Origin of the sequence: Leptospira perdikensis (assembly GCF_004769575.1) — a bacterium.
Classification (GTDB): Bacteria; Spirochaetota; Leptospiria; order Leptospirales; family Leptospiraceae; genus Leptospira_A; species Leptospira_A perdikensis.
This window is the reverse complement of sequence record NZ_RQGA01000003.1, coordinates 586656-609200: the sequence shown is the minus strand read 5'-3', so window position 1 is coordinate 609200 and position 22545 is coordinate 586656. Positions and strand designations below refer to the sequence as shown.

The following is a 22545-nucleotide window of genomic DNA, read 5'->3' as shown; positions in this document are numbered from 1 at the left end:
ATCTTATTTATCTTTGAACCCGTCTAAAATTTCGTCTTGTCTTCCCATAAGGCGAACAGACAAACGAGGACCTACCTCACAAACAATGCGAGAAGCAACATAGTTTCCCCAACGCGCTGATTTTTGTGCAGAGTATCCTTGAGTCAGTCCATACAATACTCCAGCAGCAAAAGCATCCCCTGCCCCTGTTGTATCAATAGGTTTTACTGGGAAACCAGGAACCAAAGTAATGACGCCATTTTCAGCAACATAAGCACCTTCTTTACCCGCAGTCATAAACACTAATGGGCAAAGTTTGGCGATATACTCAACAGCGTCTTCTGCGTTTTTTGCTCCACTAAGAGCTAAACCTTCTTCTGTATTACAAAAAACAACATCTACATATTCTTTTGTTAGATGGATAAATTCGTCTCTAGAACGATTCACACAAAAAGGATCACTATAAGTAAAAGAAACTTTTACATTGTTTTCTTTCGCCAACTTCATTGTGAGTTCACTTGCTTTTTTTGTGGAATCTCCATCCCATAAATAACCTTCCACATAAACAAATTTGCTTTTTTTAAGGTTATTTACATCAATATCAGTAGGTGCAAGTGATGTGGAAATGGCAAGATTGGTAAGCATAGTTCTTTCGGCATCAGGAGTGGTCAACACAACACAAGTGCCAGTGTGGCCATTTACGTCAGGAGTGGTTTCAAATAAAACACCTGCATCTTCCATGTCTTTTTTATAAAATTCACCATAAGTATCATGAGTGACTTTTCCCGTATAACAACATGTTCCTCCAGAGTTTGCAATTGCGATCATAGTGTTCGCAGCACTTCCACCAGAGCGAAGTTCTTTCTTTTCATCGTGTAGGTCGGCAAGAATTTGACCTTGTCTAGATTCATCTACAAGGGTCATCACACCTTTGGTGATATTTTGTTTTTGTAAAAAATTGGGATCAATAAAGGCAATAATATCTACCAGGGCGTTCCCTACGCCGAATACGTCGTAATGCTTCATGGGGACAATGCTTTTTTCCTTTAGGGAATTGACACTCAATTTTCATGTTTCAGTTTGGTAGGTACTGAGAAAATACGGCTCCATGCTTTCTAATTTCAAATTATCCATTCTCCTTTGTCTCAGTTTTGGTCCTATTAGTTTACTCGCACAAAACAAAGATATAAAAGAAGTGGAGATTCGGGCCGGTGTAGATAACCAGTCAAAAAATTCTAATTTTGCAAAAAACCCAACAGGATTTCAAAAAGAAATCGACCTAAAACAAACAAACACGCGTTACATGAGTTTACCGGACGTATTAAACCGAGAAGCCGGTGTTCGGGTCAGACAATACGGAGGACTTGGTTCCTACTCCACTCTTTCTTTGCGAGGAACCAATCCTAACCAAACAAGAATCTATTGGAATGGGGTTCCCATCAACAACTCTATGGGTGGTGAAATCAATTTAGCCGACCTACCATTTGATAACTTAGAAAAAATTGAAATTTATAAATCAGGAACCCCTGCCGGATTTTCTGGATCTTCTATTGGAGGATCCATCAATTTAGTTTCAAAATCTAAAATAGACAAACCTGTCACTCGAATCAATTTAATGGGAGGAAGTTTTAAAACTGCGAAAGCCAGTGTTACACATATGGACCAATTTGCAGGTGGTTCTTATTTTATACAGGCCCTTCAAGAAACATCTGATCAAAACTTTAGTTATCTCAATAACAAAGGAACTGTTTTATTTAATACTTACGATGATACAATAGACACGCGCAGGAATGCTCAATTTAGAAAAACAGGATTTACAGGAAACCTCTCGTTCGAATTCGGAAAAACTAAAGTTAATCTACTAAACGATTATATTCACAGAAAACAAGGGTTACCTGGTCCTGGAAATAGACAAACTGTCGCAGTAGAACGGGTTTTTAGTAAACTCTCTTCTGCCATCACAACAGAAACCAATGAATTTCTTTTACAGAACCTAACACTCGAAACAAAAGCTTACGGCAATTTTTCTAAAGATGATTTTTTCGATCCTAAATCTGAATTTAGTTACGGAACACCGAATGCATTTACGAAAACAAATCAATACGGATTCCAACTATCGCCGACTTTGTATTTATTAGAATACAATCAAGTGATTCGAACCTCTTTTCAAACGGAACAAGAGTTCTTTACAAGATACGAAAAAAGATACAACCACGAAACAGAAAGGAAAGAACCTAAAAAACGTCGAGATACTTTGAGTGCCACTTTCCAGGATGAAATCAGACTTTTTTCCAACCGACTTTTTTTGGTCCCACAAATTCGCTGGGAACGATTTACAGACAGGTTTGGAAAAGATGAAACCAGTGTTCGTAACCAACTACTCGATCCACTCAATGATGTTTTTTATGTAAAACAGGCATTCACCAATCCAAGTTTTGGAATTAAAATTGTTTGGATCAAAAAAGAAAATTGGGAATTTGGAACACTTGCTAATATCAGTAAGGACTTTCGAATTCCCACCTTTTTAGAGTTATTTGGAGAACGTGGAAGTATTGTAGGGAATACTAAGTTACGACCAGAACAAAGTAGGAATGGAGACTTTGGGTTTTATTTACACGCAAAACCTTTTACCAATTGGAAAATACAATCGGATGTTTCCATTTTTCAAAAACGAATTTATGACATGATTTTGTTTTTACCGAACTCACAATTTACACTTAGGCCTGAAAACGTTGACCAAGCTCTCATCCGCGGTTTAGAAACAAGTCACAATGTGATTTGGAACAAAGGAGTTAAATTTAATTTTAATTATACATACCAAGATGCAAAAAACTACTCCGAATCACCGGCGTTAAATGGGAAGTACCTTCCGCTACGTTCTAAAAGCCAAGGAAGTGCCTTACTCGCTTTTTTTAAAGATTTTGGAGAAATTGGATTGGAGTACCAATACATTGGCGCCAATTTCAGAGACCGAACCAATGAATATTTAGGATATTTGCCGGCTAGACAGTTCTGGAACCTTTATATCCAATACATACCTTATAAAAATTTAGAAACAGGAAACGAATTGATTTTAGGATTTGAAGTTCGTAACCTTTCAGACAAACGAGTTGAAGATTTGGTAGGATATCCACTACCCGGCCGCAGTTACTATTTTACAGGGAGTTACAGATTCTAATGAACACAAATAAGATTGGATTCGTTACCTCCAGGAAACATGGGATTAAATTCGCAATGCGGATATTTGCGGCAATTTTGTTGGGTTTCAGATATAAACCATTGCGGGAAATATACGCTATTCGTATATTCGCACGTATATATACGGCCTACTTTTATAAGCCTTTCCGGGGAATATACGCATTACATATAAATCGCAAAAGTTTCACTTTATTATTTATGTTTTTCCATTTGCAGTGTGCTCAGTTGGAAATTGAAAAACCAAGTTTATTCCAGTTCTTATTTTTATCGGCATCCCCCACTTCGGTTGGTGTTGTCACTTCGGACTTTGCGAGTGGTGGACGATTCAAAACTTTTGAACCAAACTCATTTACAACCTTTCCTACTTCAATCCCAATCCATTCGGATGCAGTGGGAAGGTATACAAACGATAGAGTGTTCATCGTCAATCGATTGAATCGCGATAGCATTCAGGTTTTAAACCCGCAACTAGGTTTTCTCACCGAACAAGAGTTCAGTGTAGGTCAAGGTAAAAATCCCCAAGACATTTCTGTCTGGAACGACAAATATTTTATAAGTTTATACAATTCTGACGAACTGGCTATTTATTCCAGAACGAACGGAACAAAAATTGGAGGTGTCTCTTTTACGTCACTACGAGAAACATTTTCTACTTCTGGAATTCCAGATAGTTCTGTTGAATCTTCTTATATGATCCAAGATGGGACCAGTTTATTTATTCTGTTACAACGATTGGATCGAAATGATGTGTCGGGGTATTTGCCACCTAACTCAGATTCTTATCTTGTGGAAATAGATATGGATCTAAATCAAATTAGAACTGTTTATACTCTTCCTTACAGAAATCCAAGTTCCAAAATCCAAAAAGTAAATTTGTTCGGGGAGCCGTATTTGGTATTCTCTTGTGTGGGGAGAGTTGGGTTTATTTCACAAATTGATGCAGGAATCATTGCATTTCGTTTGAGCACTCGCCAATTCCATCCGAGCCGCCTCTTTGCAGAAGAAAACGCAGGTGGTGATATCCTTGCCTTCCAAATTAAAAATGAAGAATTGGGATTTGCAGCTGTCCTTGACTCCGGATTTACAAAAACGGTCCAAGCCTTTCGTCCAAGAACCGGTGAACGGATTGGAACTCTTTTACAAATTCCAGGTAACATTGGGATTAGTCTCTCAGGTTTACTCCTCACAAGCGAAGGAAAACTTTTGGTGGGATCTACGGATTTCACCCGACCAGGGATTTATGTTTACGACTCTAACCTTGGGAACGTCCTTCTCAATCCCATACCAAGTTCAGTTGAACTAACACCTTTTGATATCTTCCAGTTGCAAAATCTTCAATAAATCTCAAAGTGGAAAAAGACAGGGGAATCTAATTTATGTTAACTCTTAAAAAAAATCCAAATGGTTCATTAACCAAACAAGTATTACTCATCGTCTTGGATGGAGTTGGGTTTACAGAAAAAGGATATGAAAACGGAAATGCCGTTGCCAAAGCCCAAATGCCTGTCCTTAAGGGACTTTGGAAAACTTATCCCACCGTTTTATTAAAAGCGCATGGAACTGCAGTTGGCATGCCTAGTGATGATGATATGGGTAATTCGGAAGTTGGTCATAATGTTCTAGGATCCGGAAGGATTTTTGATCAAGGAGCCAAGTTAGTATCCCAATCGATAGAGAACGGGAGTTTGTTTGTAGGTCCCATTTGGAAGAAGTTCATTTCCAATTGTAAATCCAACCAATCAACATTTCATTTTCTTGGTTTGTTCTCAGATGGAAATGTCCATAGCCATATCGATCACCTAAAAGCAATGATAGACAATGCTATCAAAGAAAATATCAAAAAGATAAGGCTCCATATCCTTCTCGATGGAAGAGATGTTCCCGAAAAATCAGCGTTAGAGTATTTAAATCCTTTTGAAGAATATTTAGATTCTTATCGGAAACAAGGAATCGATATTCTTATTGCTTCTGGTGGTGGACGAATGGAACTCACCATGGATCGTTATGATGCTGATTGGTCTATGGTAGAAAGAGGTTGGAACCACCATGTCGAAGGAGAAGGCCGCATCTTCCCGTCAGCAAAAGAAGCCATTGAAACATTTAGAAAAGAAAATCCATCCGTTATTGATCAGTATTTGCCAGGATTTGTTGTTGGAGATTCCAATGGGAAACCCGTTGGTAAAATAGAAGACAATGACTCTGTAGTATTTTTTAATTTCCGAGGTGATCGTGCCATCGAAATTTCAAGAGCATTTACAGAAGATTCATTAACTAATTTCAAAAGAAAACGATTCCCGAAAGTTGAATTTGCAGGTATGATGCAATATGATGGAGACCTTTTCATCCCCAAACAATACTTAGTTGCTCCTCCCACCATTGATCGAACTATGGGTGAATACTTTGCTAACGAAGGAGTTGCTCAATATGCGCTTTCTGAAACACAAAAATATGGACATGTAACCTTTTTTTGGAATGGAAACCGCTCTGGATACTTCAATCAAACTTTAGAAACTTATGAAGAAGTGAAATCAGACATCATCCCCTTTGACCAAAAACCAGAAATGAAAGCAAAGGAAATTACGGACAATCTTGTACTTGCTCTAACATCCCATAAATTTCCATTCCTCAGAGTCAATTATGCTAACGGAGATATGGTGGGGCATACGGGAAATATGGATGCTACTGTTCGTGGATTGGAGTATCTGGACATATGTTTAGATAGAATCAAAAAAATCTGTGATGAAACAGGAACAGTTCTATGTATTACAGCCGATCATGGTAACGCAGATGAGATGTACCAGCTTACCAAAAAAGGAACCGCTGAGACATCAAAAGATGGGAAACCAGTTCCTAAAACTAGCCATACACTAAACCCTGTACAATTTGTTCTTTATGATCCTAAAGGTAAAATCAAACTCAATCAAAACTTAAAAGAGAAAGGTCTTGCCAATGTTGCGGCAACAATGATGGATCTTTTAGGATTTGAAGCACCAGATGGATACCATCCAAGTTTAATCCAAAGAGATTAAGTCCTTAAAAGGTACTATGCACTTTCGGATTATCATTGGGGTTCTTTTCAGTTTATGTTTCACCAGCTGCACAGAATCCGGAATCGGCTCTTTTTCTGAAGAAACCAAAGAAAAGATCCGAAGAAAAATCAAACAAGAAGGTTTTCAAGGTGTTGTCTTGATTTCCCAAGATGACAATATCCTCTTTCGAGAAACCATCTATGTTGGGAAAAAAAGAAAACGATCCCAACTTTACAAAAAGCACAATTTTCCGTTAGGTGAGTCTACAAAAACATTTACTTCTTTTGCGATTCATATATTAGAAGAAGAAAAAAAAATATCTTTATCAGATCCAGTTTCAAAACATTTAAAATGGTTTCCCTATTCCAAAGTTACGATAGGCCATCTATTACGACATACATCAGGATTACCAAAAATCATTGAGTTCCTACCAAATTTTGATACTGAAAAATCTCATTTAAAACGTGAAGATATCAAACGATTTTTTTTAGAATCCAAATTAAAACCAGCCTTTCCTCCGGGCGAATACTGGAAGTATAGTAGACTCGATTACTTCCTCCTAGCTTATATCATAGAAAAAGTTTCAGGAACTTCCTATCCTCAATATTTAAAAGAAAAAATTTTCACCCCTCTTGGTTTCCAAAACACAAACGTAGAACCAAACGAAGTTTTAATTGGGAATAGGGGAATTTATTCTACTCCGGAAGACCTTTCTCTTTTCAGTTTAGAACTTAAAAAACCAAAACTAATCTCAGAACTTTCCAGAGACACAATCATCAAAAAAACAGTTTTATCTGATTCTATATCAGAAGATCCGATTGCATTTGGTGAAGGTGCCTATGTTGGAGATTATTTTTATTGGACCTATGGTAAAGAAAAAGGAATTTCCAATTTTATTTACCATGATTTAAAAAGTAGAATTTTTATCACAGTGATCAGTCCTTACGGAAATAGCAAAGGAGATCTATCATCTGTAAAATCTGCCTTAACAGAAATCATCTTCGATGCAAAAAAGTTAAACCTGAAAAAAAAATCGAATCTTCCAAACGAAGTGTATATAGAAGATTTAATGAAGGAAGAAAAAGTTCCATCTCTTGGAATTGCCGTGTTTAGAAACCACGGTCTTAGTTGGAAAAAAATGTATGGAACAAAGTCACAACATACTCTTTTTCGTGCAGGTTCTCTTTCCAAAACAATGACTGCCACCGCAACGCTAAGATTGGTTGAGTCAGGACAACTAGATTTATATTCCAATTGGATTGGAAAACTCAAACAATACAAAGTGTCCGTTCCAAAAGGAAAAAGACGATCCCTAGTGAATCTAGATTTATTACTCTCTCACACAAGTGGGCTTACTGAAAAAGGAAATTGGGACGACCCTATCAACTCAGGAAAAAAACACTTACGGGAGTTAAAGGATACAAATACAACAAAGGGTAATGGATTAAAACTATATTACAAACCTGGGACCAAATCTAGGTATTCCGGTGGCGGTTATAGCATTGTGCAAGAAATCCTTACAGAACGAACGGGAAAATCGTTTCAGAACTTAATGTCTGAAGTTGTTTTCCAACCTTTAGATATGACAAGAAGTACCTTTCGTCAAAACCTTGAGACGAAGGAAGACCGTTGTGATGGGTATGATGAACTAGGCAACATACTTCCACAAAAATCCTTTGTCACTCCCGAACTATCTTCAGGCGGGCTTTGGACCACTCCAGAAGAAGTGGGTCTGCTATTCTATGAAATTGCAAAAGCAAAACAAGGAAAGTCAAACTTCCTTACAAAGGAATCGGCGGAATACCTACTCTCACCCAAAATGAGTGCAGCCAACCTCACGGTCCATGCTCTTGTAGCCCATGGATTTTTCTTAAATCGCACAGGCAAAACAGAATATTTCTTCCATGGTGGCCATACAAAGGGACATAAGTCCTTAGCCCTTTTCAATACAGAAAAAGGGTACGGAGTGGTCATTATGACCAATTCGGAAAATGGTTCTAAGCTAATTTGGCGGATTCTCCGATCCATTTCGGTTGAAGAAAAATGGGATAAGTTCGTCAATTAATCTATTGACCAAACCGGAAAATTGGCTATTCTCAAAACGGTTCAATGGAATATACAGAATCTAAATCTGATGGCATTGTTGTTCTGAAGTTGTTCGGCAACTTAGATATGTTAAACGCCGGCATTCTAAAAGAACGAATCAAAGAATCTGCATCCCAGGAAGAACACCGATTTATCTTCGATTTGGAAGGAGTCAGCTTTATTGATTCTTCTGGATTTGGACTGATCATGTCTTTGAATGATAAATTAACAGATTTAGGTGGTGGGTTGCGTATTGTGAACGTTTCCAAAACCATCAGGCAAATCTTTCGTATCTCAAAAATCTCTTCCGTTATTCAAATCTTTGAAAGTACGGAAGAAGCAATTAACTCATTCAAATAACTTAACTCACAGAAGTAGTCACCATTTTCTTCCAAAAGTTTTTTAACTTCTGAACTTTGGGATTTTCTGGAGCCATTTCTTGTAAGGCAAGAAGCACTTCTTTGGAACGTTCAATGTCCCGTCGATGCATTAGTATTTCTGCAAGTAACAATAAATTATTAAAATTTTTGGGGTCTCTGAATCGAAGCCTTTCTGCAAAATCTGTGGCTAGTACAAAGTCTCTTCTTTGTTTATGAGCATATGCAATATAAAACAAAAAGTCAGTATCTCCTGGATTCAATTGTAAATACCGATTCGCAAGTTCAATTGCCTTTTCATAATCCTTGGATTTCATATACAACTTGGACAATTCTCTTAAACAATAGAGATCATCTGGTTCAGATTCCAATGCAAGTTCCAAAGCAAAGATTGCGTTATTCCATTCCCCGTCACGATAAGATTGAATTCCTTCTCCCAACATTTGGTAATAAATATTCGGTTTGGCAGATTCTTTCGCAGCATATGCAACTTCTTCTAAAAAAGCAATTCGCATCAAACTTAAGTCGTCGGTGAGATCTCCAAACAAAGACATTGCTTTACAAATTAAATTTAAGTCCCCTGCACCTTCCGTGACATGTCGCAAAAATACAGTTTCATCATCATTGATCACTCGGTTTCCACCCGATTGACCAACAAACAAATCATCCCGTCCATCCGATCCTAATATCAATACGTCACCAGGTCGAAGAGGATAAATTTGAATTACCACTTCGTCACCACTCATTTCGGTGAAACCGATTTTGCGTAAGGAATGTTCATTCTCAAGAAAACTTGCATTACCATCACGATACAATACAATCCAAGGGTGTTCTGCATTGATATAATACAAAGTCCCTGTTTCCTCATCAACTAATCCTAGTATAGCGGACAGTAACATATGACCATCAAAACTGATAAATACGTTATGAACTTCTTGGAAACATTCTTTCAGCCATCGTTCAGGATGTCTGTCTTGCATATAACGTAGTTTTTGGGTTCTTGTGATAATGGATTTAAAAACAGTACCCATTACAAGTGCCCCGCCAGCACCTTGAATGGACTTACCCATAGCATCTGCATTGAGAAAGACCGTATACTTTTTACCCATCAAATATATAGAGTCAGATACGGAAAGGTCACCCCCAATTTCCGATTGTTTGTTTCTGAATCGGAATTGTTTCATCTGCCGTTCAAAAATTTTAATCGAAATGGTTTCTGATTTAGAAAAAGAACCACGTAAGGGTTTGATGAGAAGTGAAGTTAAAAAATAATCTCCATCTTGTTTGTCTTGGAGTTTTTGCATCTCAGATAATGTTTCATTCAGTTCCCTGGTTCTTTGGTTTACCATTTCCTCTAAATGATTTTGGTGTTCTGCTAATTCCTCTTTCATTCCCACAAAAACTCTTCCCATCTGCCCAATTTCATCACTTCTGTGAGTTGGCAAAGTTTCCGGTTTCCACTGATCCAAATCCACCATCGCGGTAGTAAGAAGTTTAATCGCTTCCACCATATCTCGAGAAAACAAAAATGAAATAAGAAAAATGACACCACATAGCACGAGCGATGCGACAACAAAAAAGGACCAAATTTTCCAAGTTTTAGATTCTACTTCGTTTTCATCAATCATCACATGAAAGACTAACTTTTTCACAGATTGAGAATTACCAACATATGGAATTTTCACCATATAATATGGTTTACTTTGAAAGTGAAACCTCTGTTCATCCATTAACAAAGTTGGATTTTCATTCATTACCAAACGGATCATATCAGATCCTATCGTTTTAACTTTTCCCTCTTGAAAAATTGCTAAATGAATTCGATTGTCTTTCGAAATGGTTTTTGTAAAATTATCATCCACAACTTGACCGATAAGTAAAGTTCCCCGACCAAAAAGAGGAGCCGCCAATCTAAATCCCAGCCCACTATGTCCATCCTCCAAAGCAGCAGTGGATAACCCATTCAGCGCATTCCGAATGATAGGTTGATTTTTTTTATCATCTCCAAAATCTTTGGGACGATGCACGCGGAACAAAACCTTACCTTGGTTGTCTCCAATTTCGAAAATAGAAAGGCCATATCGTTTTAAAATTTGTTGTAAGTAAGGAAGTTCCTTGGATAAAACGGAACGATCGGCAAGTCCTCTTTCTAAAATCCCACGAGTTTGGGAGTTAAAAGTGATTTCCTCTAGCAATAAACGCAGTTTTTCTTCTTTAAATTCCAGTTCTCTTTGAAAATTCCGAGATAAGTCCTCGGCACGTTGTGTTTGTGGGATATTTTTAACCGATTGCAGAAGATAGGCAAAACTAGTTGTGAGAGCAATTACAAGAAGAATTTGACTCACACTCAATATTAATAAGAATTTGTAACGTATGCTCATAGAAAACTACGTGAATCTTCTCAGTTTTGAGTTACAATCAAATGACATTCCCTTGAAGGAAATGTATCATCCAAAAAATTTAAGATGAAACCAAACGCTTTTCTTTTTTTTCTCATCATCCTCGTTTTGTTACTTTATTATACAGTTGAATACTTTTTTCACATTCGAACATTAAAAAAGTTTAAACATAGAATTCACGTAAACGGAACCCGAGGAAAATCTAGTGTAACAAGACTCATACGTGCTGGACTTTCTGCGACCGGGATCTCTGTTTTTGCAAAAACAACCGGGAGTATGGCAAGAATCATTTTTCCAGATGGATCTGAAGAATCTATATCTCGATTTGGAAAACCATCAATTTTAGAACAAATTAAAATTCTAAAAAAAGCCGAACAAAGCGGAGCTGAAATTGTTGTGTTGGAATGTATGGCCCTAGAGCCACGTTACCAGTGGGCGAGCGAAGGACAAATTTTAAAATCAGATATCGGCGTAATTACAAACATTAGAGAAGATCATTTAGAAGTAATGGGACCAAACTTAGTCGACGTCGCCAAATCATTATTATCTGCCTGTCCTATAAAGGGAACACTTATCACTGGACCAACTGAATTTGAATCATTGGTTCAGGAAGTATGTGAGGATCGAAAATCAAAAGCAATTATAAACAAAGAAGGATCAATTCAAACAATCACAGATGAAGAGATGAATCAGTTTTCGTATTGGGAACATAAAGAGAATGTATCTTTAGCTCTTCAGGTTTGTGAATTACTCGGAGTCAATCGAAATAAAGCTCTAGAAGCTATGTGGAAAGTAAATCCAGATCCAGGAGCCCTTTCTGTTTCACCAATTCATTTTTTTGGAAAAGAATTTTTATATGCTAATGCAATGGCGGCAAACGATCCCAATAGCACTAAACTCATATGGTCATCAGTCATTGAAAGATATCCACAATACAATAAACGGTTTATCTTGTTTCATACGAGAGATGATAGACCAGAACGAAGTCATCAATTAGCAAAAGAGTTTGCCAATTGGGAAGGATACGAAGCAGTAATTTTGATTGGATCCTCAACATCTCTTGCTTTTAAATATCTAAAAACATATTCAAAAAAAGACATTCCTATTTTTGTATGGGAGGATTTAAGTTTAGATGAGATTTTTGAATCTTTACTTTCTATACTACCAAAACAATCTTTGGTTTTTGGGATTGGAAATATCGTAGGACTCGGAATGGATTTATCCTTATATCTGAAAAATAGGTCGGAACAAACGAATGAATGAAATTCTTCCTCTATCCATCGGGCTTAGCCTTGTTGTTAGTTTAGTATTTTCAGAATTGTTTGGAATTCTTGGAACAGGACTTGTGGTTCCGGGATATTTGGCCATGTCTTTAAACCACCCGAAAAACATAGCCCTTACCTTTCTCATTGCTTTACTTTCTTATATTTGCGTAGAAGTACTTTCCAATTTTTTACTTATTTTTGGGAAAAGAAAAATCGTCTTTATATTGTTATTTGGTTATTTTTTTGGATATTTACTAAATTATCAAATCCTACCCGATATCGATATTGGATACCTTTCAGAAGTAAGAGGTATTGGTTTTATCATTCCGGGACTGATTGCCGTTTGGTATGAAAGGCAAGGTGTATTAGAAACCACTTCAGTACTCATCCTTGCCTCTATATTTGTAAAAATTCTCCTGATTTTCATCTTGGGCACAGAGTTAGAAACATTATGATGACTAAAATTTATTGGTCTCCTTGGAAACATTCCCGAATTGCCTTATTTTTATTAGCAGTACTCGGAATCTTAGGCCTAATGTTAATCGAAACATGTAAGGTAAAAAAAGAACAATCTTACTTCAAAAAAAAACTCCATGCGGCAAAACTTGCGGAACGTGGATTCCAAATTCTAAAACCCGAACTTCTAAAACATAAAAAACCAGATTATAAAGAACTAGATCCAACCAATTCAGGACTAATTGGAGAATTTTTAACCGTTGTTACTAGTAACAGCGGTTCGTTGTCAGCAAAACAAACTTCAATCAATCCTAACTTCGCAGCAGTGATGATCCAATTTCTAAAAAAAGCAAAATTAGAAGAAGGTGATACAGTCGCAGTTGCAGTATCTGGATCTTTTCCTGCACTCAATATATGTTTATTTGCAGCGCTAGATACTTTAAAACTCAAACCAATCATTATCTCGAGTGCTTCCGCATCACAATTCGGAGCAAACCATCCACAAATGTTATGGTTGGATATGGAAAAGGAACTTGTTGAATCAGGAATTTTTTCGTTTAAATCAAGTTATGCGTCTCTTGGTGGCATTCAAGACAAAGCCATGGGAATTTCTAAAGAAGGTAAAGATCTTCTCGGTCGATCCTTACAAAGAAACCAAGTAAAACTTTTGGACCCCATTCACTTTGATGATTCAATTGAAAAACGAATGAAATTGTATGATGAATTGTCTGGTGGAAAACCAATCAAATTATTTGTAAATGTTGGAGGTGGTACAACCATCCTTGGAACCAACTTAGGGAAACAGGTGTTCAAAAATGGACTCATCACCAATTTACCGGAAGAAATTCACATTCCTAATTCAGTGATTAAATCCTTCTTAGAACGAGAAATTCCTGTCATCAATTTCATCCAAATCGAATCCCTCGCCAGAAAATTCGGCCTTCCCCAAACTCCTAAAAAAGTGCCCAAACCAGGAGAAGGAAGGGTATTTTATTCAGAAGAATACAGTCCCTTACTTTATCTTTCCGTTTTCCTTTTTCTCCTAGTGGGATTGTATGGTGTGACAAGGCTCGGTTGGGGCGAAAATCAGGAGGACCGTCATCTTCCCAAATCGCTTCGGGCCAGGTGAGGTGTTATGGCAAAAATTATCGTCCTTTCAATCCTCCTTTTTTTGGTCCTACGATGGGTGAGTCGTATTTTGATTTTACCTGCCAAAATTGCCGAAGAATTAGGAAACAAACAAAGGGAAGGACATCCCAAAAATCCAGAATGGACCCAAACAAAGGAAAAGGATATTTCGGATCGTGGAAAAATTATAGAGTAAAGTTTCGATTTCCTAACATGCGAATTCGAAATTCTGTCGAAAATGAAACTAAGATGAGACAGAATTCGGTATTAGATCCCCTCATTCGGAATTTTTCCAAACGCATCCTTCCCCTTTTGCCCATTCTATTTACAGCCACTCTCATCCAATGTGGGGTTCCTAAAGGTGAATTTGGCTGGACTACAACCAAAATGGAAGAAATGGACATTTTGGAAAAACACATCCAAACCATCACAGACTATAAAATGATGCGTGATGATCTTATCTTTTCTCCTACAGATACCATACATTACGTTTATCAATTCTCAAGAAGTCCAGGTCTTGAAACGGACTTTCATATTTCACTGAATCGTTATGAACTAGATTATGTTGAAATTGATATCAAAAAGAAAAGGGCCGAACCGGAATCTCTTGCGATCAGAGATGAATTTTCTCTATTAAGAACTGGTGAGTATTTAATCAAGATCGTTCACGAAGGTGACACCGTGGATGAAGTAAAATTTCGTGTTTTACCTGATGAAGGTTATACACAAGAAAATCTTGAACAAGAATTAGCTGGTGATCAAACAGATGAAATCATTAAATACTCTCGCTGATTGGTGCTTGTATATTTCCTGTTTCTAAAATTCTTCTCACACGTTCCAATTCTTTAAGAGCAACTCGGATATCTGTTTCTCCGCCCTCTTTGATGATTCGTTCATAAAACTCTTTTGCCTTAACAAAGTCCCTTGATTCCTCAGCCAAAACACCCAATCGAAATAAAATCTTAATCAAGGGAATTTTTTTTCGCTTCGTTTCTAACACACGAATGACGGCTTCTTGGTCTTCAATTTTTAAATCCATCAATCTGTATTGCGAAAGAATATCATCTAATGTGGTTACTAGAAGGTCCTTTTTAAGATTTTGTTTTTTCTCGACCAAATCTTTCAGTTCAGTTTCTGCAAGAATCAATTTTTCATCTAATCTCTTCCACTGTGCAAAGGATATATTTAACTTATTACGCTCCAGTTCATTACGTTTATGTTTTTTATCTTTTTTACTGAGATGGTAATAAGCGATTGATTCAAGTTCAGTAAGCCCAGTGTCTTTATCTAAAGAAGGATTCCAATCTTTACTGTTTCGTTCCAACCAATATTCTAAAAACGGAGTAGCGCGATCAGGATCTCCGATTTGTGAGTTGAAAAATACACCAATTTCATAGGAAACTCGCGTTTTATCAATAGAATCAGGCGATAGGTTAAAATACTTTTCATAATATTGGCCGGCGATGATATTTCTTTTTAAATCAGCATTGATTGTTGCTAAACGAAGATTTGCTTTTATGATTTTTTCTTGGTCCTCTGGGGAAGGATTTTTTATTTTTAAAAGTTCTCCCAATCCCTTTTCGTAAAAGTCTGCGGCTCTTTCCTTTTTTCCATCCTGCCTATATTGTTCTGCGATATCATTAAGAACCAAAGGATTTTCATTCCACAACCTGTAAGCACGTTCCAAAATTAATTCATAAGCAAAAAAATCTGTGTTCCGCTTATAATCGAATAGAACATAAATCCCTTTACCTGCAGTGCCTAATTTGTTAACTATCTTGAGACGTTCTTTGTTATCATCCTCAAGTTTCCTAACCACATTAGCAAAAGCATAAAGGTCACTTGACTCCACTTGTTTTCGTTTGTTGAGGTACGCCAAATATCTTAAATTTACAGAATCATCATATTTTTGTTTGGTGGTTTTTTGATTTTCTTCCGCAATCCGAACATCCTCTTTCCAAACTTTTGATTGAGGAATTAAATCCGAAAGTTTTTTCCCCTCTCGAATCCAGTTACTTTCCTTGAGATGAAGCTCATCTTTCGTTTTTTTCAGTTTTTCTTCTGATTGTTTCCATTCATTGAATAAACGATCATGTTCTTTTGCAGAATTTGCATCATATCCCAAAATATCTTCTTTTTGCCACTCTCCATTTCTAAATCCCTCTTCCGTCATTTCTAGTGGGTGGTATCGAAATGCAGCGAGGTAATGGCGTAAAGCGGGTGCATATTTCTCTGACTCAACATACAACCTAGCAAGCCTTATATGTAAGTTGTATAATAATGGCGAATCTCGAACAATATAAGTTTCTGAATATTTATGAGTACTCTGCCATAATAAAAGACGAATATCATTCATCTCTGTTCTAGAATTATAAACATTTCCTTTTTCTCGATCTTCCCAAATTCTTTTTTCTTCAATAAACTGACTATAATATCGTTTGAGAAGACCTTCCGCCTCACGGATCTTAGTTTCTATACTTTTAGGCCCTGTGTCTGCTCCAGAAGTTTCTGTCGGAGTATCGGCTCCTGGGACAACGGGAACATCGGCTGCATTCGGATCCACTGCCTTGGGTTCTTCCCGAAGGGCAATTCCCGAATCTTCATCTATGGGAATTCGTTTTTCTGAATCCAGAGTTTGAATTTCTTCTGTCGATATCACTTGTAAGGGAGATAAATAAAGGCCTGATAAGGAATTTCGCCGGTCTTCTTCCCCCGCCGAAACCTCCCCAAATCCACTGAGTAGGAAGTAAATAGAACCGAGGGAAAAAGCAAGACAGAGAAAATCGTAACCCGCGCGAAAAAGTAACTGACTTACCTTTTTTGCTGACTTACCAAACTGCCCCACTTTCCAAAGAAAGTTCCTTTCCATCATTCCCTCTCTTTTCTCCCTTCCCGGAAATTCTCGGAACTAAAACGGCCACAAAACATTGGCTTTTGAGTTCCCTAGTCTCCACTATCGGCGAAAAATCAAATTTCAACAACCAAAAGGTGTTGTATAATTGGTATGACTGGCGTTCACTGTAAGGCAATCCGCCAGTAGATTCGGATCACCTATGTCAAAAAACATCGTCGAAAGGTATCTCGTCCTCAAAAACAAATATCGAAATTATGATACAAAATATGCCTTAAAACGTATGCAGGCATTCCGGCTTGCTACGCAAGAATTATCACGTAAAGGATATGAAGTTGCTTTAGAACTTTTAGGATCCATCAACTTTGGGATTGTCGACCCCACTTCTGATGTGGATTGTATTTTGCTTCTGGAATGTGACTTACACAAAGATCAAAGTTGTTGTCCCGCTCATTGCACAAATTTAAGTTTTGTAAAAAACGAAATTTCTAAATTTGTTTCAAAAAGATTAGCTCCTGAAACAGTTAACATTGATTATCTGGATACAATCAATTTAAAATATGTTGAAGAAAAAATCCGAACAGAATCGGTTCTTGGTGATGAAACATTGTACTGCCTTTTATTTTATAGAAATATCGGCAGGCCAGTGAACCGTCCTCTTTTCATTCCGTTCTGTGATCAATTAGAAGAAAATCACGACTTCGTTAAAGAAATTATGTCTTGGGCGGCAGAAGCATTGGAAGGTTATTTAAACACCAACCAACATCGAATGTCTTTCAATAAATATAACGAAAGAATCCGCGCACGGGGTTTAAGTCTACCCGAAGGTTTACAACAAGAATTACAGGCCTATATGGATGGAAAAAGGTAAATTTTTGTTATTTATATAGTAAGGGTACGAGTACTTTTTTAACCAATACAGACACAAACCCAGAACCAATCTTTAATAGAAAAAACTACTGAACTTGGTTTTGTATTATTGGAATATTATTTTGTTTACCTTACAGAATGAATCACTAAATTCTTGCCATGCTGGCTAGAATTTGGAATCAAAAAGGTAGACTCTTTCCCTACCTTCTTTTGAATATCCTACTTTTTATTTTTGTTTCTATAGCCTTCTTATTGTATACTGCCAGCGAACGGAATATCGATGCGGCCGAAGAAAGCCGATACAAATCCTTACAAGTTGCAAACGAACTGAGGCAGTCCTCAGACCAACTCACAAACTTAGTGAGATTGTATGCGACCCAAAAAGATGAAAAATACAAAACCTATTTCCAGATGATTCTGGACATTCGTGATGGCAAACGCCCACGACCGAAAAATTACGATTATGCCTATTGGGATTTAGTCATCGCAAACAAACTCCCACCACCAGATAACGAAGGTGAACGCGTGAGCATTTATGATTCAATGAAAAATGCTGAGTTCCTTTGGTCCGATCATTTATTACTTTCTCAGTCAAAACTCAAATCTGACCAATTGACAAAAATTGAATTTGAAGCGATGTCCATTGTTGCCTCAGATATAAAAACAGGATCTAAATCAAACTTACGTGCTATCAATTTATTGTTCGATGACAATTACCTCCGTACAAAAGCGGAGATTATGCAACCAATCAACAATTTGTATCTTCAATTGGATGAACGTACAACAAGAGCGATTACCGATGCAAAAAGTAAGGTTTTTTTTCTAAGAACAATACTTATTATTGCAGGTATATTTTTCGCGGTGAGTCTTTTTTTGACGCATAGATCACTTACATCAATCATTGGTGGCAGTGTTGATGAAGCCTTTAGTCGGATTTCCTTACTTGGAGAAGGAAATTTTTCTGGTGAAATTCTACTGGGAGTAGAAAAAAACTCAATATTAGATAGCTTAAATATAACACAGAAAAGACTCCAGGAATTGTATGAGAATGGAGAGTCCACAAAACAAAGATTAATTGATAGTGAATCAAAACTTCGTTCTATCTTAGACAATGTGTCTGCCTGTATTTACTTAAAAAACACAGAAGGAAAATACATATTCGCCAACCAAGAAGTATGTAAACTATTCGGTCATCCGTTAGAAGAAATATTAAATCAAACGGATGAAAAATTCACAGATACAGAAACAGCAAAACAATTATTCGCAAATGATAAATTGGTTTTAGTAGAGGGACAAACACTTCGTGAAGAAGAAACCATTCACAATCTCTATGATGGAAAAGTAACTTCTTATCTTACTGTCAAAATTCCATTAAGAAATCAAAATGGAGAAATTTATGCACTTTGTGGAATTTCCACAGACATTAGCGTCACAAAAGAAATCCAAAAAGAATTAGAACGAGCAAAAAACTCTGCAGAAATTGCAAACAGAGCCAAGTCTGAATTTTTAGCTTCTATGAGCCATGAAATCCGAACTCCTTTGAATGGAGTGATCGGACTCACTCAAATGTTGTTTAAAACCAATTTAGATTCAGAACAAGAATCTCTTGTGAAAACAATCGCCTCTGCCGGAAGTTCTTTACTTTTAATTCTAAACGATATTTTAGATTTTTCAAAAATTGAAGCGGGAAAAATGAATATCGAAAAAGTAAAATTCGACATTCATAATTTGGTTACTGAAATTTATGATCTATTATCCATTGAATCCAAATCAAAATCCATTGATTTGAAAATAGAAATCGATCCCAATGTTCCTAAATTTATTTATTCAGATTCCAGTAGAATCCGCCAAATCATTTTCAATTTGCTCGGGAATGCTGTTAAATTTACCGAAAAAGGATCCGTTATTTTAAGACTCAAAAAAGAAAATGAATGGATTCTTTTGGAAGTAGAAGACACCGGAATCGGAATCTCTGAAGAAAAAATTCCATTCATTTTCCATAAATTTTCCCAAGCGGATGCTTCCACCTCACGAAAGTATGGTGGCACAGGACTTGGCCTTGCGATTTCAGAAAGGTTAATATCTTTGCTTGGGGGAAATATTGGTGTTAAAAGTGAATTAGGCAAAGGTAGTTTGTTTTGGTGTCAGTTCCCTTGGGAAAATCCTGATTCCATAAACAATGACAATACATCCTCCTTCCTTTCACCCGAATCCAATTCCATCGAAGAAGTCATCAAAAATCAAAAATTTTTGATCGTTGAAGACAATGTCTTAAATCAATTCGTTGTCGGTGGACTTTTAAGAAAATTTAACGTACATTACGATGTTGCAGAAAATGGAGAAGTTGCAGTCGAACTTTTCAAAGAAAACAACTACGACCTAATCCTAATGGACTGTGAGATGCCCGTGATGGATGGTTTTGAAGCCACACAAAAAATCCGAGAACTCGAAATAAACAAACCTAAAAAAACCATCATTCTCGCGGTAACTGCCCACGTCCTCGCCGAACACAAAGAAAGATGTTTTGAAGTAGGAATGGATGGTTTTATCGGAAAACCTTTTTATATTGAAACAATATTTCAAACTTATAAAGATATACTCGATTCCAAAACTAGGATCTAAACTTTAAAGAAAGTTTGAAAACCATCAACTAACTAAGTATTTGTTACGTGTAAAATCCCACCATCACCATATGTTTTTGTAACCTCTGCGATGATGACTTGATAACCCTCATACCATTTGGAATATTGAGACTTTGCCAAAGTATGATCTGAGTAAGTTCTTAAAGATTCCAAACCAAGATTCGATTTAAAATAATAAACAACTGCCATAGTCCCCTGTTCTAAATTCACCCAACTATCTTTTCCAAGATATTCTGGATGACTTTCTACATGAGATTCAATAGAACGATCTAAAGTTTCAAATTCTGAATCTGATTTTTTTTGTTTAAAGATAAAAGTAGCACTAATCATTTTATAACTTAAATAATGATAACTCTCGATTTAATTCTAGAATCAAGGAATTTAATTCTTGTGATGATTTTGCTGTTTTCTCGGACATAAGTGATAACTTAGCAGTATCGTTTGCCAGGTGGTGGACAGAAGAACTCATTTCTTCGTTTACTTTTTTTTGTTCCTCTGTTGCAGAAGAAACCGAACTCGACCGATCCACAATATTCTCCGATTGTTTGCGAATTTCTTCTACTTCGGTAATTTGTTCCAGATTTGCTTCATTAACTTGGTCAATGCTACGAATGATATCAATCACACTTTCCGATAAATATTTAAATGTTTCGTTTGCAGACTGCACCGATTCTACAGAAAGGGTTGTCGATGCTGACACTCTTTTGATGAGCTCCGAAATTGTTTTTGTTGAATAAGCTGTCCTTTCTGCCAATTTTCCCACCTCTGAAGCAACAACAGCAAAACCTCTTCCCATATCTCCTGCCCTTGCCGCTTCAATCGATGCATTTAAAGCGAGTAAGTTCACTTGTTCCGAAATTTCTTTGATGATTACTAAAATTTTTCCAATTTCGATCGCATTTTTATCCACTTCTTTAATAGATTCAATAGCAGTAATGATTGACTTTGCGCTCTTTGATACTTCACCTTCTACAGAGTCAGCTTTTTCTTTTGCGTGTAACGAAACTTGTTTTAAACTAGATGATAAAGTGAATAAATGAATGATGGATTCATTGGTTGATGCTGTGAGTTTTTTTTGTTCTAAAGAATCCGCATAAATTCCATTGATAGAAGATCCATTTTCTTCCAATGCTGCAGCCACCTCTTCCAAAGAGGCTGCTTGGACCTGGGAATGTTCCGCAGACTCTCCGGATAATCCTTCCAAATTTTTTGCTTCCCCTTCAATCCGAGTCGAATGACTGGTGATAGAGGAAATCAATCGATTGAGTTTCATTTTGGCTTCATTTAAATAAACAGAGATCAAACCTATTTCATTTCTTGTTTGGTTTGTTTTGATTTCAGAACGTAAATCTCCATCGGCAAATGCCCTTAACATAGAAGACAAATCTCTGATGGTTGCAGAAGTATTACCCGTTAGTTTCCAAAGCACAACAAACAAAATAACTATCATCACAAGGATAAAAACACTGAGACCAACGCAGATCACTTCTAAACGATTGGAATCCACTTGCGACCGAAACTGCGAATATACATAAAAAGCAAATAGAAAGTATTCGATCACAAATGTAGAAAAAATAGGGAAAAGTAAATTGGCAAACAAACTGAGTGGTGGTAGATGAAGTTCGTTATAGACATCATAAAGTTTCTTTTCAACAACAACATAAAAAAAGGAAGAAATCGACATCGCGAGAAGAATCCCAAGAATGATAAAAAATACAACCTCTCCATATGTTTTTACCAAACCATAATGATAAGCAAGCAACATGGTTAATATTGGTCCACCCACATTGGTAGATAAAATATTCAAAGCCCCCGTCTTTGAAAAACTTCGAATAAAAATTAACTCTTTTTCAGTATAGATAATACCTTCAGGCCGTCGCAGTTGTTTTCGAAATTCTAGATTTTTGAAAAAGAATAAAATAGCATGAAGTCCAATGATCGGGGGAGCCAGATAAATTAATATTTTTAGAATGGATTCAAAATTTTCCAATCCAAAGAGAAAAAACATCCCAACAAAAAAAATCAATGGATCTAAATTGGTAATGAGAAGATAAGAAACCATAAATCCAGGAGGTTTTTGGTTTGGATTTGTTCCATGTTTGATCATAGGCAAGGAATTGTAATACCCTCTCATATTCGATGTCAAATTAATTTACAAAGTTAGTGAGAGAATCTGGATAAAAGGAAATAAATTGTAAACAAAGAAGGATGAAAAAATTTCTTTCGGAAAGAATTTAAAAGAATTAGGGTTACACCGCAGGTGAAA

At 36.6% G+C, this 22545-nt stretch carries 17 protein-coding genes; 12 read left to right on the top strand and 5 right to left on the bottom strand.

Annotated elements, in window-relative coordinates:
* Nucleotides 1–3: 3 nt before the first annotated feature.
* Nucleotides 4–1005 (bottom strand): adenosine kinase, encoded by a 1002-nt coding sequence (locus tag EHQ49_RS04205; protein WP_167482982.1) that lies wholly within the window; start codon nucleotides 1003–1005, stop codon nucleotides 4–6.
* Nucleotides 1006–1087: 82 nt separating this feature from the next.
* On the opposite strand from EHQ49_RS04205, the gene EHQ49_RS04200 reads away from it, so the two are divergent.
* The 5 genes from EHQ49_RS04200 to EHQ49_RS04180 all read left to right on the top strand — a co-directional run bounded on the left by EHQ49_RS04200 (nucleotide 1088) and on the right by EHQ49_RS04180 (nucleotide 8651).
* Nucleotides 1088–3157 carry a TonB-dependent receptor plug domain-containing protein gene (locus EHQ49_RS04200; RefSeq protein ID WP_135576645.1) on the top strand — a complete coding sequence of 690 codons (2070 nt, stop codon included), beginning with the start codon at nucleotides 1088–1090 and terminating at the stop codon, nucleotides 3155–3157.
* 218 nt (nucleotides 3158–3375) lie between these two features.
* Nucleotides 3376–4518, top strand: coding sequence for a hypothetical protein (locus EHQ49_RS04195; RefSeq protein ID WP_135576643.1), 1143 nt, complete (start codon nucleotides 3376–3378; stop codon nucleotides 4516–4518).
* 35 nt (nucleotides 4519–4553) lie between these two features.
* Nucleotides 4554–6206 (top strand): 2,3-bisphosphoglycerate-independent phosphoglycerate mutase, encoded by a 1653-nt coding sequence (gpmI, locus tag EHQ49_RS04190; protein ID WP_135576641.1) that lies wholly within the window; start codon nucleotides 4554–4556, stop codon nucleotides 6204–6206.
* 16 nt (nucleotides 6207–6222) lie between these two features.
* Nucleotides 6223–8271, top strand: coding sequence for a serine hydrolase domain-containing protein (locus EHQ49_RS04185; RefSeq protein ID WP_135576639.1), 2049 nt, complete (start codon nucleotides 6223–6225; stop codon nucleotides 8269–8271).
* 44 nt (nucleotides 8272–8315) lie between these two features.
* A complete protein-coding gene (locus EHQ49_RS04180) occupies nucleotides 8316–8651 on the top strand; it encodes an STAS domain-containing protein (RefSeq protein ID WP_135576637.1) in 336 nt (111 codons plus the stop codon).
* A 1-nt stretch (nucleotide 8652) separates the two neighbouring features.
* On the opposite strand, the gene EHQ49_RS04175 is transcribed toward EHQ49_RS04180, so the two are convergent.
* Entirely contained in the window at nucleotides 8653–11049 is a 2397-nt protein-coding gene (locus EHQ49_RS04175) for a SpoIIE family protein phosphatase (protein WP_135576635.1), read from the bottom strand.
* Between the two features lie 84 nt (nucleotides 11050–11133).
* On the opposite strand from EHQ49_RS04175, the gene pgsB reads away from it, so the two are divergent.
* Genes pgsB through EHQ49_RS04150 form a run of 5 tightly spaced genes read left to right on the top strand, consistent with a single transcriptional unit; the run spans nucleotide 11134 to nucleotide 14708 of the window.
* Entirely contained in the window at nucleotides 11134–12330 is a 1197-nt protein-coding gene (gene pgsB, locus EHQ49_RS04170; RefSeq protein ID WP_135576633.1) for a poly-gamma-glutamate synthase PgsB, read from the top strand.
* Nucleotides 12323–12787 (top strand): poly-gamma-glutamate biosynthesis protein PgsC, encoded by a 465-nt coding sequence (pgsC, locus tag EHQ49_RS04165; RefSeq protein ID WP_135576631.1) that lies wholly within the window; start codon nucleotides 12323–12325, stop codon nucleotides 12785–12787. The genes pgsB and pgsC overlap by 8 nt, the downstream gene beginning before the upstream one ends.
* On the top strand, nucleotides 12787–13917 hold the full coding sequence (pgsW, locus tag EHQ49_RS04160; RefSeq protein WP_135577730.1) for a poly-gamma-glutamate system protein: 1131 nt from the start codon (nucleotides 12787–12789) through the stop codon (nucleotides 13915–13917). Before pgsC ends, pgsW begins: the two co-directional genes overlap by 1 nt.
* A 6-nt stretch (nucleotides 13918–13923) precedes the next feature.
* Nucleotides 13924–14112, top strand: a complete 189-nt coding sequence (locus tag EHQ49_RS04155) for a hypothetical protein (protein WP_135576629.1) — start codon at nucleotides 13924–13926, stop codon at nucleotides 14110–14112.
* Between the two features lie 53 nt (nucleotides 14113–14165).
* Nucleotides 14166–14708, top strand: coding sequence for an LIC_12238 family plasminogen-binding lipoprotein (locus EHQ49_RS04150; protein WP_208732156.1), 543 nt, complete (start codon nucleotides 14166–14168; stop codon nucleotides 14706–14708).
* On the opposite strand, the gene EHQ49_RS04145 is transcribed toward EHQ49_RS04150, so the two are convergent.
* Nucleotides 14692–16788: a tetratricopeptide repeat protein gene (locus EHQ49_RS04145; protein WP_135576625.1), complete on the bottom strand. Its 2097-nt coding sequence runs from the start codon at nucleotides 16786–16788 to the stop codon at nucleotides 14692–14694. The two genes, EHQ49_RS04150 and EHQ49_RS04145, sit on opposite strands and share 17 nt — an antisense overlap.
* A gap of 181 nt (nucleotides 16789–16969) precedes the next feature.
* On the opposite strand from EHQ49_RS04145, the gene EHQ49_RS04140 reads away from it, so the two are divergent.
* Both EHQ49_RS04140 and EHQ49_RS04135 read left to right on the top strand, forming a co-directional pair.
* Nucleotides 16970–17638: a hypothetical protein gene (locus EHQ49_RS04140; protein ID WP_135576623.1), complete on the top strand. Its 669-nt coding sequence runs from the start codon at nucleotides 16970–16972 to the stop codon at nucleotides 17636–17638.
* A gap of 158 nt (nucleotides 17639–17796) precedes the next feature.
* A complete protein-coding gene (locus EHQ49_RS04135; RefSeq protein WP_135576621.1) occupies nucleotides 17797–20259 on the top strand; it encodes a hybrid sensor histidine kinase/response regulator in 2463 nt (820 codons plus the stop codon).
* Nucleotides 20260–20291: 32 nt separating this feature from the next.
* Here EHQ49_RS04135 and EHQ49_RS04130 read toward each other — a convergent pair whose 3' ends face one another.
* Both EHQ49_RS04130 and EHQ49_RS04125 read right to left on the bottom strand, forming a co-directional pair.
* Complete coding sequence (locus EHQ49_RS04130) at nucleotides 20292–20609, bottom strand: hypothetical protein (protein WP_135576619.1); 318 nt, start codon at nucleotides 20607–20609, stop codon at nucleotides 20292–20294.
* A gap of 1 nt (nucleotide 20610) precedes the next feature.
* Nucleotides 20611–22413: a methyl-accepting chemotaxis protein gene (locus tag EHQ49_RS04125; RefSeq protein ID WP_244241336.1), complete on the bottom strand. Its 1803-nt coding sequence runs from the start codon at nucleotides 22411–22413 to the stop codon at nucleotides 20611–20613.
* Nucleotides 22414–22545: the final 132 nt, after the last annotated feature.

Coding starts and splice junctions, on each gene's coding strand:
- EHQ49_RS04150 (WP_208732156.1), top strand. CDS start 14,166: ATGAGACAGAATTCGGTATTAGATCCCCTCATTCGGAATTTTTCCAAA.
- EHQ49_RS04205 (WP_167482982.1), bottom strand. CDS start 1,005: ATGAAGCATTACGACGTATTCGGCGTAGGGAACGCCCTGGTAGATATT.
- EHQ49_RS04140 (WP_135576623.1), top strand. CDS start 16,970: ATGTCAAAAAACATCGTCGAAAGGTATCTCGTCCTCAAAAACAAATAT.
- EHQ49_RS04135 (WP_135576621.1), top strand. CDS start 17,797: ATGCTGGCTAGAATTTGGAATCAAAAAGGTAGACTCTTTCCCTACCTT.
- EHQ49_RS04195 (WP_135576643.1), top strand. CDS start 3,376: ATGTTTTTCCATTTGCAGTGTGCTCAGTTGGAAATTGAAAAACCAAGT.
- pgsC (WP_135576631.1), top strand. CDS start 12,323: ATGAATGAAATTCTTCCTCTATCCATCGGGCTTAGCCTTGTTGTTAGT.
- pgsB (WP_135576633.1), top strand. CDS start 11,134: ATGAAACCAAACGCTTTTCTTTTTTTTCTCATCATCCTCGTTTTGTTA.
- pgsW (WP_135577730.1), top strand. CDS start 12,787: ATGACTAAAATTTATTGGTCTCCTTGGAAACATTCCCGAATTGCCTTA.
- EHQ49_RS04180 (WP_135576637.1), top strand. CDS start 8,316: ATGGAATATACAGAATCTAAATCTGATGGCATTGTTGTTCTGAAGTTG.
- gpmI (WP_135576641.1), top strand. CDS start 4,554: ATGTTAACTCTTAAAAAAAATCCAAATGGTTCATTAACCAAACAAGTA.
- EHQ49_RS04130 (WP_135576619.1), bottom strand. CDS start 20,609: ATGATTAGTGCTACTTTTATCTTTAAACAAAAAAAATCAGATTCAGAA.
- EHQ49_RS04125 (WP_244241336.1), bottom strand. CDS start 22,413: ATGAGAGGGTATTACAATTCCTTGCCTATGATCAAACATGGAACAAAT.
- EHQ49_RS04200 (WP_135576645.1), top strand. CDS start 1,088: ATGCTTTCTAATTTCAAATTATCCATTCTCCTTTGTCTCAGTTTTGGT.
- EHQ49_RS04155 (WP_135576629.1), top strand. CDS start 13,924: ATGGCAAAAATTATCGTCCTTTCAATCCTCCTTTTTTTGGTCCTACGA.
- EHQ49_RS04145 (WP_135576625.1), bottom strand. CDS start 16,788: ATGATGGAAAGGAACTTTCTTTGGAAAGTGGGGCAGTTTGGTAAGTCA.
- EHQ49_RS04185 (WP_135576639.1), top strand. CDS start 6,223: ATGCACTTTCGGATTATCATTGGGGTTCTTTTCAGTTTATGTTTCACC.
- EHQ49_RS04175 (WP_135576635.1), bottom strand. CDS start 11,049: ATGAGCATACGTTACAAATTCTTATTAATATTGAGTGTGAGTCAAATT.